Source organism: Methyloprofundus sedimenti, assembly GCF_002072955.1.
Classification (GTDB): Bacteria; Pseudomonadota; Gammaproteobacteria; order Methylococcales; family Methylomonadaceae; genus Methyloprofundus; species Methyloprofundus sedimenti.
In genome coordinates, this window is record NZ_LPUF01000001.1 from 900940 (window position 1) to 918065 (window position 17126).

15 protein-coding genes are annotated in these 17126 nt (G+C 42.0%); 10 read left to right on the forward strand and 5 right to left on the reverse strand.

All coding sequences use genetic code 11. The features are described 5' to 3' along the window. Positions 1-26 precede the first annotated feature (26 nt). Genes mfd through AU255_RS21040 form a run of 4 tightly spaced genes read left to right on the forward strand, consistent with a single transcriptional unit; the run spans position 27 to position 4428 of the window. Positions 27-3482, forward strand: a complete 3456-nt coding sequence (gene mfd / locus AU255_RS03980) for a transcription-repair coupling factor (RefSeq protein WP_080521671.1) — start codon at positions 27-29, stop codon at positions 3480-3482. After that, the gene (locus AU255_RS03985; protein WP_080521672.1) at positions 3479-3994 is read left to right on the forward strand and encodes a CsiV family protein; all 516 of its coding nucleotides are present in this window, start codon (positions 3479-3481) and stop codon (positions 3992-3994) included. The genes mfd and AU255_RS03985 overlap by 4 nt, the downstream gene beginning before the upstream one ends. 11 nt (positions 3995-4005) lie before the next feature. Further along, positions 4006-4266 (forward strand): hypothetical protein, encoded by a 261-nt coding sequence (locus AU255_RS03990; protein WP_080521673.1) that lies wholly within the window; start codon positions 4006-4008, stop codon positions 4264-4266. A 30-nt stretch (positions 4267-4296) separates the two neighbouring features. Beyond that, positions 4297-4428, forward strand: a complete 132-nt coding sequence (locus AU255_RS21040) for a hypothetical protein (RefSeq protein WP_269844767.1) — start codon at positions 4297-4299, stop codon at positions 4426-4428. On the opposite strand, the gene AU255_RS03995 is transcribed toward AU255_RS21040, so the two are convergent. The 3 genes from AU255_RS03995 to AU255_RS04005 form a co-directional block, all read right to left on the reverse strand. Next, positions 4412-5071: a transglutaminase-like cysteine peptidase gene (locus tag AU255_RS03995; RefSeq protein WP_080521674.1), complete on the reverse strand. Its 660-nt coding sequence runs from the start codon at positions 5069-5071 to the stop codon at positions 4412-4414. The two genes, AU255_RS21040 and AU255_RS03995, sit on opposite strands and share 17 nt — an antisense overlap. A gap of 23 nt (positions 5072-5094) precedes the next feature. Beyond that, positions 5095-6999: a bifunctional diguanylate cyclase/phosphodiesterase gene (locus tag AU255_RS04000; protein ID WP_080521675.1), complete on the reverse strand. Its 1905-nt coding sequence runs from the start codon at positions 6997-6999 to the stop codon at positions 5095-5097. 692 nt (positions 7000-7691) lie between these two features. After that, positions 7692-7904, reverse strand: a complete 213-nt coding sequence (locus AU255_RS04005) for a hypothetical protein (RefSeq protein WP_080521676.1) — start codon at positions 7902-7904, stop codon at positions 7692-7694. Between the two features lie 79 nt (positions 7905-7983). Between AU255_RS04005 and AU255_RS04010 the strand changes: the two genes are divergently transcribed. After that, on the forward strand, positions 7984-8376 hold the full coding sequence (locus AU255_RS04010) for a hypothetical protein (RefSeq protein ID WP_080521677.1): 393 nt from the start codon (positions 7984-7986) through the stop codon (positions 8374-8376). Between the two features lie 214 nt (positions 8377-8590). On the opposite strand, the gene AU255_RS04015 is transcribed toward AU255_RS04010, so the two are convergent. Beyond that, positions 8591-8785, reverse strand: a complete 195-nt coding sequence (locus AU255_RS04015) for a hypothetical protein (protein WP_080521678.1) — start codon at positions 8783-8785, stop codon at positions 8591-8593. Between the two features lie 163 nt (positions 8786-8948). Here AU255_RS04015 and AU255_RS04020 point away from each other — a divergent pair, with 163 nt between their 5' ends. Further along, complete coding sequence (locus tag AU255_RS04020; protein WP_080521679.1) at positions 8949-10235, forward strand: citrate synthase; 1287 nt, start codon at positions 8949-8951, stop codon at positions 10233-10235. A gap of 308 nt (positions 10236-10543) precedes the next feature. Here AU255_RS04020 and AU255_RS04025 read toward each other — a convergent pair whose 3' ends face one another. Next, on the reverse strand, positions 10544-11536 hold the full coding sequence (locus AU255_RS04025; RefSeq protein WP_080521680.1) for a malate dehydrogenase: 993 nt from the start codon (positions 11534-11536) through the stop codon (positions 10544-10546). A gap of 168 nt (positions 11537-11704) precedes the next feature. Here AU255_RS04025 and AU255_RS04030 point away from each other — a divergent pair, with 168 nt between their 5' ends. From AU255_RS04030 to AU255_RS04045, 4 genes are all read left to right on the forward strand, one after another. Then, a complete protein-coding gene (locus tag AU255_RS04030) occupies positions 11705-12562 on the forward strand; it encodes an NADP-dependent methylenetetrahydromethanopterin/methylenetetrahydrofolate dehydrogenase (RefSeq protein ID WP_080521681.1) in 858 nt (285 codons plus the stop codon). A 15-nt stretch (positions 12563-12577) separates the two neighbouring features. Continuing rightward, entirely contained in the window at positions 12578-13942 is a 1365-nt protein-coding gene (locus tag AU255_RS04035; RefSeq protein WP_080521682.1) for a glycerate kinase type-2 family protein, read from the forward strand. Positions 13943-13965: 23 nt separating this feature from the next. Further along, positions 13966-15222 (forward strand): serine hydroxymethyltransferase, encoded by a 1257-nt coding sequence (glyA, locus tag AU255_RS04040; RefSeq protein ID WP_080521683.1) that lies wholly within the window; start codon positions 13966-13968, stop codon positions 15220-15222. Positions 15223-15379: 157 nt separating this feature from the next. After that, positions 15380-17053 carry a formate--tetrahydrofolate ligase gene (locus AU255_RS04045; protein ID WP_080521684.1) on the forward strand — a complete coding sequence of 558 codons (1674 nt, stop codon included), beginning with the start codon at positions 15380-15382 and terminating at the stop codon, positions 17051-17053. Positions 17054-17126 lie beyond the last annotated feature (73 nt).

A 17126-nucleotide genomic window follows, 5' to 3' on the forward strand; every position in this document is an offset into this window, starting at 1 on the left:
CAACACTAGATTTTTAGCCTTTAATAATGTCTGACAAGCAAGCCATTTTCTTACTGAAAGTACCGCATAAAATTAAACAGCCTGTATTCTGGTCTGGAATGAAGGGTTGTGCAGACTCTCTGGCAATAGCAACAGCGATCAAACAGGAGTCACGATTGTTTGTTGTTCTGACTCCTGATAGCCAGACTGCCTTGCGCTTAGAACATGAGCTGTCTTTTTTCCTGGAAGATGAATACCCCATATTACATTTTCCCGACTGGGAAATTCTGCCGTATGATGTTTTTTCGCCATTGCCTGAAATTGTTTCCGAGCGTTTAAAATCTTTAGCTAATTTACCCGAGGTAACGCGTGGCGCGCTCGTGTTATCAGTGGCGACTTTAATGCATCGTCTGGCACCTAGAGAGCATATTTTAGCCAATAGTTTTTCCATAGAAATTGGCAGTACCTTTAATCTGGATTTAAACCGCATCAAGCTGGAAGCCGTCGGGTATCAATGTGTCTCGCAAGTGGTGCAACATGCTGAGTTTGCAGTGCGCGGCTCTATTGTCGATTTATTTCCTATGGGTAGTAAATATCCGTTTCGGATTGAGTTGTTTGATGAAGAAGTTGAATCGATCAGAACTTTTGATCCTGAAACCCAGCTTTCGATAGCTAAAGTTGATGCAATACAGCTTTTTCCTGCTCGAGAGTTTCCCTTTACTGATGAAGCCATCAAGCATTTTCGGCAGTCATTTCGGGAAGCATTCCCGGATAACTATCAACATAATACTTTGTATCAGGATGTCAGTAAAGGCATTACTCCGAGCGGGATAGAAGCCTATTTGCCCCTGTTTGTTGATAAAACTGAAACGTTGTTTGATTATATTCCGACCACGACGACTTTTGTGTTGCCGGATACTTTGCAGCAATCAGCTGAACAATTTATTGAAGAGATTGATGAGCGTTTTCAGCAACGTAAATATGATCTGGAACGTCCACTGTTAGCACCTGAAAAGCTGTATATTCAAACTGACGAATTTATTCAGCATATCAATGAATTTCGGCGTATTTATTTAACTACGCAAACAGAAGAAAGTGCATGGCAGGCAGGTAGCATAAGTTTACCTGAGGTGACTATAGATCAGCGGTTGCGTGAACCAGCCAGCCGCTTAAAGGCCTTTGTTGCAAATAGTGAGAGCAGAGTGCTGTTTGTTGCTGAAACGGCAGGGCATAGAGAAGCATTAGTCGATAAGTTACGTAGCTATAAAATCAGCGTCAAACAAGTTGATAATTGGAGTACGTTTCTACAAATTAATGAATCCCCCTGTATCGTAGTTGCATCCTTAGATCATAGTTTATATCTACAACACGCTGGTTTGGCGATTATTACCGAAAGCCAGCTAAGCGGTGATAAAGTGCAGCAACGACGCAGGCGTAAAAAGTCTGCTGCTCGTGAGCTGGAAAAAATTGTTAATAATCTGAATGAGCTCACAGTAGGCTCGCCGGTGGTTCATCAGGAGCATGGTGTCGGGCGCTATTTAGGTTTACAGGTTTTAAAATTTGGTGATATTGACGCGGAGTTTCTTACTCTGGAATATGCCAATGAAGATAAGCTCTACGTGCCTGTATCGGCCCTGGATGTTATCGGACGTTATACCGGGGTTAATCCTGATACGGCACCGTTGCATAAACTGGGTGGTGATCAGTGGAGTAAAACGAAGAAAAAAGCGCTGGAAAAAATCCATGATGTGGCGGCCGAATTATTGGATATTCATGCCAAACGGGCTTTGAACAAAGGACATGCATTTGTTTATCAGGAAAGTGAATATCTGGCTTTTGCCGATGCGTTTCCATTTGAAGAAACTCCGGATCAGCAAACATCGATTGATAGTATTCTTGAAGATATGAGCTCAGCACAGCCGATGGACCGAGTGATTTGTGGCGATGTTGGCTTTGGCAAAACTGAGGTGGCTATGCGAGCTACTTACATTGCGGCACAAAGCGGAGCGCAAATAGCGGTGTTGGTACCGACAACCTTATTGGCACAACAGCATTTTGAAAATTTTCGTGATCGCTTTGCCGATTGGCCTTTTAGGGTGGAAGTATTATCGCGCTTTGTCACGCCTAAGCAGCAAAAAGCAATTATTGCAGACCTGGCAGCAGGAAAAGTTGATATTGTGATTGGTACTCATAAATTACTCTCGAAAGAAATAAAATATCAACAGCTGGGTTTGGTGATTATTGATGAAGAGCATCGCTTTGGCGTACGCCAGAAAGAGCATTTTAAAGCAATTCGCCAGGAAGTGGATTTATTAACCCTGACGGCCACACCGATCCCGCGTACTTTGAATATGGCGATGTCAGGTTTAAGGGATGTTTCGATTATAGCGACTCCACCACCTAATCGTCATTCTATCAGGACTTTTATTTCTGAATGGATTGACTCATTGGTAAAAGAGGCCTGCCAGCGAGAGATTAAACGCGGTGGGCAGATGTATTTTCTGCATAATGACGTCAAATCGATGGACAAGATGGCGCGTGACCTGGAAAAATTAGTGCCGGAAGCACGGGTGGAAATCGCCCACGGGCAAATGCCAGAACGTGAGTTAGAACGCATTATGCTGGATTTTTATCATCAACGCTTTAATGTGTTATTAAGTACCACAATTATAGAAAGTGGTATTGATATACCTACCGCAAATACCATTATTATTAACCGTGCCGATAAGCTTGGACTGGCTCAACTGCATCAGCTTCGAGGGCGGGTAGGGCGCTCGCATCATCGCGCCTATGCTTATTTTATTACGCCACCCAAAAAATTAATCAGTAAAGACGCAGTAAAGCGTATAGAAGCATTAGAAACTTCAGGTGAATTAGGTGCCGGATTTTTATTATCTACACATGATATGGAAATTCGTGGTGCCGGTGAATTATTGGGTGATGGTCAGAGTGGACAAATCCAGGAAATTGGCTTTACTTTATATACTGAATTACTGGATCGTGCTGTTAAAGCCTTAAAATCAGGAAAGCAGCCGGAACTAGATGCCCCCTTGCATACCGGTACCGAAGTGGATTTGCAAGCGGCCGCATTGATACCCGAAGACTATTTACCCGATATACATGCGCGGCTAGTGTTATATAAACGTATCTCCAGTGCTGATAGTAAAGATGATTTACGTGAGTTACAGATAGAAATGATTGACCGCTTTGGTCTGTTACCTGAACAAGTAAAAGTGCTGTTTTCAGTGGCAGAATTAAAGCAGCAAGCCGATAAAATAGGCGTCAAGAAAATTGATGTATACAGTGAAGGAGGGCGAATATTATTTGGCTCTGATCCTAAACTGAATATGCAGCAATTATTGATTTTGATCCAGAAGCAGGCGCATATTTATAAATTTGAAAGCGGAGATAAACTACGCTTCACTCAAAAATTCGTTACTACAGAAGAAAAAATAGCATTTACAGCCTCATTATTGGCGCAATTAACGGAAGAAAATTTATGAGGAATAGTTTGAAACTTCAGTTTGCAGTACTCATTTTTTGCTTTAATAATCTGGCTTTAGCTGATCAGCGCTGGTTTCAGGTCGAGTTAATCGTTTTTCAGCAACAAGCCCCTAATACTGAAATCTTCGAGCAGACAACAACAAAAATTGGCTCTGTAAATAGATATGCACAAGCCAGTGCGGGCAGTAAGACTCTGCAATATACTTATAATAGATTAAAAAGAGCACGTTCCTATCGACCTTTTTATTATAAATCATGGCGAATTCCCGTGGCTGCTGGAAGTGTCAGCTTACCGATAGATGTCTCGGAGCCTGAAGCACATTTAAACGGCTGGGTAAAAATTCAACGTGGCAACTTACTGCATGTTATTGCTGATCTGGAATTCAGCCCAGCTGTATCTAGCGACAAGAGATATCATTTAAATGAAAAAAGGCGGGTGCTTTTAAATGAAGTACATTATTTAGATCATCCAAAATTTGGTGCTGTGGTGAAAGTGTCACCTGTTGAATAGGGGAATTTACAATGAAAGTCAGAAATAGTGTGTTTTTAATGATATTGATGTCAGTCAGTGCCTGTCAAAGTACACCTAAAAGCCCGGGTAATTTAGTTGATTGCCCGGAAGTAAGACCGCACGTGTGTACCATGATTTATGCACCTGTTTGCGCGATGGAAAAGAACGGGCAATTTACCAGCTATTCTAGCGACTGTACAGCGTGTAGCCATGAGGAAGTTGTTGGCTATCAACCCGGCGTGTGCACTATGGAAAGTAACAAGAAGCAATAAAATCAAAAACTCTGAACCTCTATATTTAACTTGGCAGTTAATGATCAGTGGCTAGTGTGTTTTCCCTTGCAACAAGGGACTACTGAGCAGGAAGACCTATTTGTCATTGAGCCTCTGGATGCTGACCTGGAGACTGCGCTGGACTTTAAATCGCACTCTTGAACATGCGCTGCTTTAGTTCTGTCCACATATTTAATTGGCCTGCACTACCGACTTTTTCACCTCTACCTCTGGATTTTGCCAGCCATAAACCGGAGCCATTAAAACTATAGACAGGCAATAAATCCATGCGCTCAGTTGCCAGTTTAATTCTGGGTATTAAATTATCCAGTAACACAGGTATTGCTCGCGGCGATGAATAATAAGCTAATACCATATGCGCCTGATTTAGCTTTACCGCTTTAACATAGACGATACGCATCTTCTTCTCGGGCACTCCTAGCTCTAATAAAGTAAAGTACTTGGCAATTGAATAGTCTTCACAATCTCCCATCCCTTTAGTCAAAAGCTCCAATGGCGTTGCCCAATAATCATTGACACCCCAGGTATAAATATCTTCGGTAAATTTAATGTGCTGATTAAAGAAATCATTAACCCTTTGTAATTTATCCTGTTCTGACAAAAACACACCCGATTGCATTAGTGACTGCCATTGCTCTACTCTAGCGGAGGCTTCCGCTCCGTATTTATTTTCAATTTTTGGTAAAAATGCAGCACTGATATTCAGCTCTGCAGAGACATCAAAAATTAAAGTTAGACTGAGCAGACAGAGCAATCGCGGGATTATTTGCAGATTATGTAGCATTAATAGCTCATTGCTTAGGGCGACTATCGACTCGCACCTGCAATGCCAGAATTCTTAATGTAAATGTAATCATCCTCTGCCTGAATGTTTTCAGCCAGAATATCAATATCCAACAACTCTCCTATAGCCAGAATGGTTTCCACAAAAGCTTTTTTTTCCTGGTCTTTGGCAATGCCTTCACTCAAGTCTCTTGATAGACGAATAAAATCCGGTCTTAATTCTTCGATAACTTCAGCAGACATGGATTGCGTGTCAAATCGCTTGATCATGACTCGTGCATTCAGTTTATGTAAAAAATCAATAAACTCTTGATAAACCTTGACTTCTTTAGTTACGGCATAGGCTGAAATACTAAAAACCAGTTGCTGACTAATCTTTTTATTCCGCATTAAAACGCTACTTAACCAGGACCGGAAGGCAATATTTTTTATGGTATTAATAGACAAATTAATGGCTATGGCATGCCGTATGTTATTAGTTTTTATATATTCAATGACTTTTAAACCAATACCTTGATCTAGGTCAGCAATTTTTTCAAGTTGCTCTGCAATAGAAACAAAGGTTCCGATAGCAATTAATTTACCTTGTGCATCAAATGCCTGAGTAAAAACTTCTTCCATTAATAACTGTCCTGTCGGAAAATCTTCTGTCTGACCTATAAAGTTAAGCTGATAACTCTGATCATCCACGATCTTAAAAATCAGATTTTTCCATTCCTCAATATCCTTGGCCTGATCCCCTCTGGTACGTATATAGTAACCATTATTAGCAATTAACCGTGCCTGTTTATAAGCTTCATTAGCAGCCAGTAAAATACTTTCGCTGGAATTTAGATGATTGACAGCTGTAACACCAATATGCGCGATATCGGCCTGTTGATGTTTTTTTCCCAGTTCTGAAAAATAATGGCTGAGTTGCAGAGCAACTTGCTCAGCTTGCTTCTGTGTGGCTTGTTGCATTAATAAGGCGAATTTAGAGCCCCCAAAACGGTAGGCCAATATTTCTCCCTGATTAGTCTGCTCTGTTACACGAATGAGTATATCGGCAAACTCATTAATAAACTGATCGATAGAAGCATCATTCAGCTTTAATGCCAGGGCGCTTAACTGATCAATTTTTATAAACATGACAAAAGCATCAATACCACTAACGCGTAACCGTTCCATCTCAGTATGAAAGCTTTCTTTCTTGTTCAAACCTGTCAGTTCATCCTGCTGTAACTTCCTGCCTATACCATCCAGTTTAGTATTAAGATTGTTAATCACTGCAGCAAGTTTGCTCGACATTATATTCATAGACAGAGTGACATTCCTGACCTCCGTGGTCCAGGGCAGGTGTTCGATGACCTGAAAATGCCCCTTGGCTATATTTAATGCCATCTGGTTAATCTTCTTTAAAGGTGACAATGTAATGCGTAATAACAGAAATAATAAACTAATAGAAAGAATAAATGCGGAAAGTGAGTAATAAAAACTTCTGACGGCTTGCTGATAGAGTTTCAAATAGGCATAACTAGGATTAAGCGTCACATAGATCATGCCACTAATACTCCAGCTGGTACTGATCTCGCTTTCTGCCACTACTGTCTTCATTGGAATCAGCTTTACAAACCAGTCAGGCACACCTTCAAAGACTTTTTTGTTACTTAGCGTCACCAGAACCTGATCTTCGACATTTAACAACCTGATCTGCTGATAATAGCCTCTATCAAAAATAGCGTTCATGATGGTTTTAATAACCGGATCCGTTTCATTGTGCATATACGGGCTCAGAGACAAACCCAGAGACGTGGCGGTATCCTGCGCATGAATTTTAGCCTCTCCTTCCAGATAGCTTCTGCTGTTATTAATACTTAAGATAATATTGACACTAAAAATCATTAAGAACAGGGCTGAAATAAGTACTAACAATTGTTTAGATAATGACATACCGGTTTTCCTGATATTAATAGTAAATCTCAATAGATGCAGGTATAGGCAATACAATCCAGTGAGCTAGCTTACTCTTTGGCGATAAACTGTTTAATTCTCTTTATATTATTGATATAAAAATTTTTCCCGGTATTAATCACCATTTTGCTTGAAACCCTCGAGATCTTCTTTGCTCAAGCTACCTATCCCGACATATTCGCCTGTAGTCTGCTCATTACTTAGGAACGCGCATGAAGTAACTTCGACACAATGGGGCGCGGATCTTTAGTCCGCCTTTTACAATGCAGGCTAAAGACCTGCGCCCCCATTTTAAGATGCATGCCTTATTTCGTGCACGCTCCTTAGCTGTTTACCGTATTTTTTAGCCGATCACCCTTGCCAGTTGAACCTTGTAAACGGCATCATCAATTCTCGAGCTATCACTAAGCATCTATGGCGGCCGGGTTTCCTGCAGTAATAGGTCCAGCACTTTTTCTTCCATAAAATTATCGGCATTTATAATCATGATATGCGGTCAGAAAGTCACGGGCAAACCAGACTGAAGAAATAGAATTAGCCACCCGCCCAATGGGTTGCAATAACGCGCGCACAGACAAACTTTCAGTGCCCGATGAATATAGCGCTCCTGGTATCCAGTGTAAATGTCAGCTAAGTTTCCTACGCCTGCCGCCATCAATAAAGCACTCTTATTATTGTTTCTCGTAGCATTTGTATAAAGCATTGAGCAATACTTCGGTATAGCTTCTATCCTTATTACCCATATGCACAACCCTAAAAATACTATTTTTCAAGTCACTGCCAATGGGCGCCACAACGACATTAAATTGCTGTTCAACACCCTGGACAATATCAAACGCTGAACGTCCGCCAGCTGGCGTAAGTGTCTTTATGGTATTGGGCATAAATGCAGTATATCCCTTTTAAAGGTAGATCTCGAATTTGCTGTCTAAAATAATACGCAACACCCCTGGTTTTTTCTATATGTTGAACGACACCCTGTTCTTAAATTTGCTTAAGCCGGGCTGTAGTGGTCATAAGGATGGAGATAAATATCAGTGTAGTCTTCAATCAATAGCAGCTATCACCACACCTTTTCCATCACCCCCTATTGGCTGCTGGTCAGTTACAACAACTTCAGGCTTTACGACCTTAGTGCATGATCTAACAACATCAGAAACAACCTTGTCACTAGCAGGATCAGTTGATGTTTCCTATTTCGACCCTGCTGGAGTACCTATTGATGATAATGTTGCTCCGCTACCAATATTTAAAAAAATCAAAAGTTTTGTTTCTGGTGACACAATAAATGTAGTCGATTGCGAGGCAGTGCCTTATCCAGAAATCCCTCCCTTTTTTATACCTGAAGCTCTTTAGCCATAACAGTTTTTCTTTAAGTCATTTAGATTGACGCTCAACATACTTCAAGCTTGGGTCGATACCGACCAAAGTCATTCTCCTGTATAACATCGGTTTTTTCAGAGCTATTATCTAATAATCATGAAAAAATCAATGAAGTCAAAATCAACAAATCAATTGCGTATATCTAGGGGTATGCGGGCGAACTAGGTCGATAATTCTAGTAAAAGTCTCAGGTAGGCCAGTCAACAGATAGTAAGTGCATTGTAAGTTTTTGTGTTTTAGGATGTTGAGGTACTAACTCACCAAATTCTGCAACACTAATAGTATTACCGATAGTTACTATTTTATGATTGAATATACGCATTGCTTGGCAAGTTTTAGTACCATTTTTTCCTGGATATATGGAAAAAAGAGCAGAAGTCATGCGGGTCCTAAAAACTATTGAAAAAAATACATCAAAATGCTTCGCTGCAGTATACTTAATTAAGGAAAATTACCCCAAAACATTAGATGTTGGATTAGAGCTAATGTGGTGTGTTTTTTATGCAGCAAGTTTTTATTAATCTTTTTTATCGATAGGTGGAATCATGTCTGACAATGCAACTTTAGAAATACAAGGTAAACGCTACTCACTCCCGTTGATCGTCGGATCAGAACAGGAAATGGCACTGGATATTTCCCGACTGAGGGCCGAATCGGCGTGTATTACTCTGGATAATGGTTTCGGCAATACAGGTTCATGTGAGTCGGCTATTACTTTTCTTAATGGAGAAAAGGGAATTTTGCATTATCGCGGCTACCCGATAGAACAATTGGCTGAGAAATCTGTGTTTCAGGAGGTGGCTTATTTACTTTATTATGGCGAGTTACCTAGCCAGTCTGAATTAAATCTCTTTAAACAGAAGGTGGCTTCGTATTCGAGTTTACCGCAGGGTATTTATAATATTATCGACCAATTCCCGCTTGAGGCGCATCCTATGGGAGTTGTCTCAGCAGCAGTATCGGCTCTATCGGCTTTTTATCCGGAATTTATCAACCCGACTTCGCTTTCACAGGCTGATATAGATCGAGCGATCGCACAGTTGATGGGTCAGATAAAAATTATTATTGCTTATTTTTTCCGGCGCACTCAGTCTCAGGCCCCCGTTCCATCGGATCCGTCTTTAATTTATGCTGCTGATTTTTTAAATATGCTACAGGGTGGAGAGGGCAATCCAATTGACCCTGAAGTTGCGGACGCACTGGATACATTGTTGATTTTGCATGCTGATCATGAGCAAAACTGTTCAACTTCTACAGTCAGGGTGATTGGTTCATCGAAGGCTAATATTTTTGCTACGGTTTCCGGAGGTATAGATGCCTTATGGGGTCAATTACATGGTGGAGCCAATCAGGCAGTGCTGGAAATGTTAAACGAAATTCAAAATAATGGCGGAGATTACCAAAAATATCTGCATAAAGCGAAAGATAAAAACGATCCTTTCCGCTTGATGGGATTTGGACACCGCGTATATAAAAACTTCGATCCCAGAGCAAAAATCATAAAAAATGCCTGTGATTCCGTGTTGCAAAAATTAGGTATTCATGATCCTCTGCTTGATATCGCCAGAGGTCTGGAGGAGCAGGCGTTGAAGGATCCGTATTTTATTGAGCGGCATTTATATCCGAATGTCGATTTTTATTCCGGCATTATTTATCAGGCATTAGGCATTCCAGCCAATATGTTTACCACGATGTTTGCTATGGGCAGGATGCCAGGCTGGTTATCGCAGTGGAAAGAAATGCGTGCCAGCGAGGCGACTAGAATTGCCCGTCCTCGACAGGTCTATATCGGAGCAACAGCAAGAGATTATGTCGCAATTAATCAGCGATAGTTGAATGTACGTTGTAGATGTCGGCACGCTTTAATGCGGTGGCTTGTTTAATTTAATCAGCAATACGGCATTGTTCTTTCAATGCCCAAATGATGCGTCTTAGCTTCTGTGGGATTGGGATTATGGTGCAGAAAAATGGCATGTGGCAGCCACTTTTTCCGCGCGTTAGTGATTTGTATTTATACGCGCACGTCGACAACATTCCTATTTTGCGGGAAGCTTTGGGGTTAAATCAAGAACCACCCGTAGAATAGAGTGGTTTGTCGAAATGTTGCGCCTGTCTGATGAATATTAAACAAATATCGGACTTACAATAAATGTTTAATGGCTTTCCGCTCTTCTTTTAATTCCAATGCAGATTCTTTGATACATGCTTTGCTAAAGGCATCTAATTCAAGGTCTTGTACAATTGATAATTCGCCAGCGCTTGAAACTTTGACCGGGAAAGAATAAAACAAGCCTTTTTCTACGCCATAACTGCCATCAGAGATGACCGCCATGCTGATCCAGTCACTCCAGCTACTGACTTCGGTACCAAAAACCCATGAGCGCATCTGGCAAATCGCTGCATTTGCGGCAGAGGCAGCACTCGATAAGCCCCCGCGTTCTTCAATAACGCTGGCGCCACGATTTTGTACTGTGGGAATAAATTCATCTTTAATCCAGGTTTGATCGACTAACGTTAAAGCTTCCAGACCTTTAACAGTTGCATGAGTCAAGTCGGGGTATTGCGTTTCGGAGTGATTTCCCCAAACAATAATATTTTTGACTTCTTTAGAACGTACACCACACTTTTTAGCTAATTGAAAGATTGCCCGGTTATGATCCAGCATACTCATGGCAGAAAAGCAGCTTGGGCTTAAATCGGGAGCATTCATTTGGGTAATCAAGGCATTGGTATTGGCCGGGTTTCCAGTAATTAACACCTTTACATGCTGATGTGCAACCTCATTCAGTGCCTTGCCTTGCTCTGCGAAAATAGCGGCATTACATTCCAGTAAATCTTTGCGCTTCATTCCTGGCCCGCGAGGCCTCGCGCCAACTAAAAAGGCATAATCCACGTCTTTGAATGCAACTTTCGCATCATCTGTCAGGATAACTTTTTGTAATAAAGGGTAGGCGCAGTCATTGAGTTCCATCTGTACGCCGTGTAGACGATGTAAAGCGGGCGTTATTTCTAGTAGTCTCAATACAATGGGTTGATCCAGGCCAAATAATTCGCCTGATGCCAAACGAAATAGCAATGAATAACTAATTTGTCCTGCAGCTCCGGTAACCGCTATATCAATGGGTGTTTTCATTTATCATCCTTCCTTATAGTTATTATAATTATATGAGGTTGTTCTAGTTAACTATCGGCAGCATTATATCTACGCGACTAAACAGGATTTACTTTTTTTATACGTTATAATAACGCGAATTTATATTCGTTTAAACGCATAATTGTTCTAAAACTTTTACACTGACTAATGAAGAAGCTGCTTTTCCAATTTGATACCGATAATTACCCTTCTGTTTTTGACACTGTCGTTGCTTATGATGGCGGTGCTGATCATGTGATTGGCCATGCTAAACTGACTGCTGATAATGTCAGATCTTTGGTAGAGGGCGCTATCTTTACGCGTCCTCCTAAAGAGAAAAAAAATACCGCAATTTTTGTTGGTGGTAGTGATATGGCTGCAGGTCAGGCTTTATTTAATGCAGTACAATCCTATTTTTTTTCCGGCTTCCAGGTTTCTGTGATGCTGGACAGTAATGGCAGTAATACAACGGCTGCGGCCGCAGTAGCCAAATTAGCAACTAGTGGCACTTTAATAGGCAAAAAAGCGGTGATTCTTGCCGGTACAGGTCCGGTTGGTCAGCGCGCTGCGGTTATGCTGGCATATGAAGGCGCAGACGTGACTATCGTATCGCGTAATAAATTAAATGCTGAACAAGCTTGCCTTGCCATGAAGCAACGCTTTAATGTTAATTTAAGCGCTGTCGGAGCAGCTGATAGCGACGCTCGAGGTGACGCCATAAAGCATGCCAATATAGTCCTGGCAACCGGTGCGGCTGGTATTGAGCTATTAAATACAGAGCATTGGCAAAATAACACAAATCTTGAAATGCTGGCCGATGCTAATGCCACACCACCAGCAGGTATAGGTGGTACAGATATGATGGATAAAGGTATTGAGCGGCACGGGAAAATAGTCTGGGGAGCCATTGGCTTTGGTGCTTTAAAGCTTGCTTTGCATCGTGCTTGTATTGCCCGGTTGTTTGAGGATAATAAGCAGGTATTAGATGCAGAATTAATTTATAAATTAGCCAAAGAAATGGCTTGATCCAGTATTAAAATTATGCCAAAAATTGATCAATTACGTCTCGATGCTGAGCAGATTTTTCTGTCAGGAATTAGTGCTGCAGATCCTTACCTGGCTGTAAAACGCTGTTTACATAGTGATGCGCAACAGCTGCAAATATCATTAGATATGAATAGTAGTGGTAATAAGCGCAATGGTGCATGGCAAAAAATTCATCTGATTGCTTTTGGCAAAGCCGCCTGTACTATGGTCAAAGCAGCACAAGAAGTGATTCCAGCACATTTATTAGCAGGGCCTGGCATAGCCGTTTGTAATTATGAAAATATAACAGCTATTGATAATATCGATGTGATTGGGGCGAGTCACCCATTGCCTGATCAGGCGGGATTCTCGGGAGCACTGCGCATAGCAGAAATTGCGCAACAAGCCCATGCTGGTGAGCTGGTTCTGGTTTTGGTTTCAGGGGGAGGTTCGGCATTGATCCCTTATCCTGCAGAGGGCATTAGTCTGGAGCAAAAAATAGCCACTACTAATTTGTTACTCGCTTCCGGTGCAAGTATTAATGATGTCAATTGCGTACGCAAGCATTTATCCCGCCTTAAAGGAGGAGGGCTTGCGAAAATGGCCGCTCCTGCAGATTTACATGCGCTTATTTTATCTGATGTGTTGGGTGATGAACTCAGTGCGATAGCCAGTGGACCCACTGTCGCCGATAGCACGACATTTAGTGATGCGATAAAAGTTTTTACTGATAAGCAGCTTTGGGATAAAGTGCCAGTTTCTGTACAAAATCACCTGAAGCAAGGCGAGCAAGGATTTATCGACGAAACACCGAAAGCTGATGCCCAACTATTTAAGCATACAGCTTATACACTGGTTGGCAGTAATGCTATTAGCGTGCATGCGATTATGCACGCAGCGGAAAGTTTAAATTATCAGCTGCATTTATACAGTGATCAATTGACCGGCGAAGCTACAAAAGTGGCTGAAGATCTGGTGCAATATGCACAGGCTTTGCTCGCGCAAGGCATTAATAAACCGTGCGCTATTTTAGCGGGTGGAGAAACGACCGTCACTTTGCACGGCACCGGCTTAGGTGGGCGCAATCAGGAAATGGCGCTGGCATTTGCACTGGCAGCTGAACAGCAGCAGTTTCAAGCAGACTGGGTTTTTTTAAGCGGTGGAACAGACGGCCGAGACGGTCCAACCGATGCTGCTGGCGGCATAGTAGATAGCCAGACAATTTCACGCTGGCATAATGCAGCCATTGAAGCAGAGCAATATTTAGCCAATAATGATTCTTATCATGCCTTACAGATATCCAAGGATTTGCTGATCACAGGCGCAACGGGTACTAATGTAGCCGACTTACAAATTTTGCTAATCCAACCAAAATCATAAATATCTCAACCAGGAGACCATAAATGTATAAAAAATCTATGTCCATAGAAGGCTTTGATGATGAAATTTTTCAAGCTATAGCTGAAGAGCATCAACGTCAGGAAGATCACATAGAGCTTATTGCATCAGAAAACTACACTAGCCCACGTGTGCTAGAAGCACTAGGTTCACAATTAACCAATAAATATGCAGAAGGCTATCCAGGTAAGCGTTATTATGGTGGTTGTGAATTTGTCGATAGAGCAGAACAACTGGCTATAGATCGCGCCAAGGAACTATTTGGTGCAGATTATGCCAATGTTCAACCGCATTCAGGTTCGCAAGCGAATATGGCAGCTTTTATGGCGATGATTCAACCTGGTGATACTATATTGGGCTTAAGTCTGGCAGATGGCGGACATTTAACGCATGGTGCAAAACCCAATTTTTCAGGCAAAATTTATAATGCTATTCAGTATGGCTTGCACCCTGAAACAGGTGAAATTGATTATGATGAGGTCGAAAGGCTTACTCTAGAGCATAAACCTAAAGTATTGGTTGCAGGATTTTCAGCCTATTCACGTATCTGGGACTGGCAACGTTTCAGAGATATTGCCGATAAAGTGGGCGCTTATTTATTAGTTGATATGGCCCATGTCGCCGGGCTTGTTGCGGCAGGTTTGTACCCAAATCCTGTACCGATTGCTGATATTGTGACTAGCACAACACATAAGTCACTACGCGGCCCTCGCGGTGGATTGATTCTGTGTAAAAGTAATCCTGATTTAGAAAAAAAGTTAAATTCAAATATCTTTCCAGGTATACAGGGTGGTCCCTTAATGCATGTGATCGCTGCTAAAGCCGTTTCCTTTAAAGAAGCGATGTTACCAGAGTTTAAAACCTATCAGGCACAAGTCATTAAAAATGCTCAAGCCATGGCAGAAGTTTTTATCAATCGTGGCTTCGATGTTGTTTCAGGCGGGACAGACAATCATTTAATGCTGGTTTCCTTGATTCCCAAAGGTATTACCGGTAAAGCGGCGGATGCCGCATTAAGTAAAGCGCATATCACGGTGAACAAAAATGCTGTGCCAAACGACCCTGAGTCGCCGTTTGTCACCAGCGGTATTCGTGTTGGAACCCCGGCCCCAACCACACGTGGGTTTAAAGAAGTTGAAGTAATTGAAATTGCAAACTGGATGTGTGATGTGATGGAAAATATGGAAGATGATGCAGTGATTGCTGCAGTACGCGAAAAAGTCACTAACCTGTGTGCGCGTTTTCCAGTGTATAGTCATTAAAGGAAAATAACATATCCTTAATCCTGCGCTTTGCGTGGAATGACGCTCAAAAGACCCCGCGGGCTGCATGGAAAAGGAATTATAAATAAAGCCCGCTTTATGCTTAAGCGGGCTTTTTGCGTTTAATGAATACTTGATATTATCTGGAGATGTAAGCATGTCAGACATTGAAATCGCCCAACAGGCAAAAATGCTGCCTATTATTGATTTAGCGGCAAAAAAACTGGCGATTCCCGCCGAGCACCTGGATCCCTATGGTCATTACAAAGCTAAAGTCTCTTTAGAATATATTGATAGCCTCCGCGATAAACAAGATGGCAAATTAATTCTAGTAACCGCAGTCAGTCCCACACCGGCCGGAGAAGGTAAAACCACAACCACTGTTGGTCTGGGCGATGCCATGAACCGTTTGGGTAAAAGCACGATTATGTGTTTACGTGAACCTTCCTTGGGACCTTGTTTTGGTATGAAAGGCGGGGCCGCAGGGGGAGGCTACTCACAAGTGGTCCCTATGGAAGATATTAACCTGCATTTTACCGGTGATTTTCACGCAATTGGGGTTGCGCATAATTTATTATCGGCGATGATTGATAACCATATCACTCATGGTAATGCTTTAGATATTGATTCCCGGCGTATCAAGTGGAAACGTGTGGTTGATATGAATGATCGCGCTTTGCGTGAGATCACTGTTGGGCAGGGTGGTCCGGCAAATGGGTATTTACGAGAGGACGGATATGATATTGTGGTCGCATCAGAAGTGATGGCGATTTTATGTCTGGCTACTAGTCGTGCTGATTTAAAAGAACGTTTAGGACGTATTGTTGTTGCGTATAAAACCGATGCAGTAACTCCTGTGTATGCCAGAGACTTGAGAGCGCATGGCGCAATGGCGGCTTTATTAAAAGAAGCAATAAAACCGAATTTAGTTCAAACGCTGGAAAACAATCTTGCCATTATTCATGGCGGGCCATTTGCCAATATTGCCCATGGCTGCAATACCGTCACTGCCACTAAGGCAGCCTTAAAATTGGCCGATTATACTGTTACCGAAGCAGGTTTTGGTGCTGATCTGGGCGCAGAAAAATTTATTGATATTAAATGTCGTATTGCGGGGTTGAAACCTTCGGCTGTCGTTTTGGTGGCTACGGTAAGAGCATTAAAATCACATGGCGGTGTCGCCAAAGCTGACTTAAATAATGAAAACCTGCAAGCTTTAGACGCTGGGTTTGTCAATTTAGAGCGTCATTTAAATAATATTACTCAACATTATGGTTTACCGTGTGTTGTGTGTATTAATCATTTTACTTTTGATACCGAAGCGGAACTGGCTTTAATCAAAGATAAATGTGCTGCTTTAGGCGCAAAGTGTGTGGTTTCAAAACATTGGGCAGAAGGTGGGTCAGGCGCAGAAGAATTAGCTCAGGAAGTATTAAATATTGTCGATAATCGTGAGCCCGGGTGTAGCTTCGTTTACGATGATCAGTTGCCGCTTTGGGATAAAATTGAAACCATCGCGACAAAACTTTATGGAGCGGCGAACATTACTGCCAGTGTGAAAGTAAAAGCTGAAATTCAGCAATTACAACAGCAATATGGACACTTTCCGATCTGTATAGCAAAAACGCAAATGTCTTTTTCTACTGATCCAATGGCAAAAGGTGCTCCTTCTGGTCATACTGTGGAAATAACCGAAGTAAGACTAGCTAACGGAGCCGGTTTTATAGTTGTGATAGCCGGTAATATGATGACGATGCCTGGCTTGCCTAAAGTACCGGCTGCAGAACGTATTGATATTACAGATGCAGGAGTGATTACGGGCTTGTTTTAAGCCCAGCCCTAACTTACGACGTAGGCTGGGTTAGATTTGCAAGCGAAGCGCGGCAAACGTAACTCGGCATTTT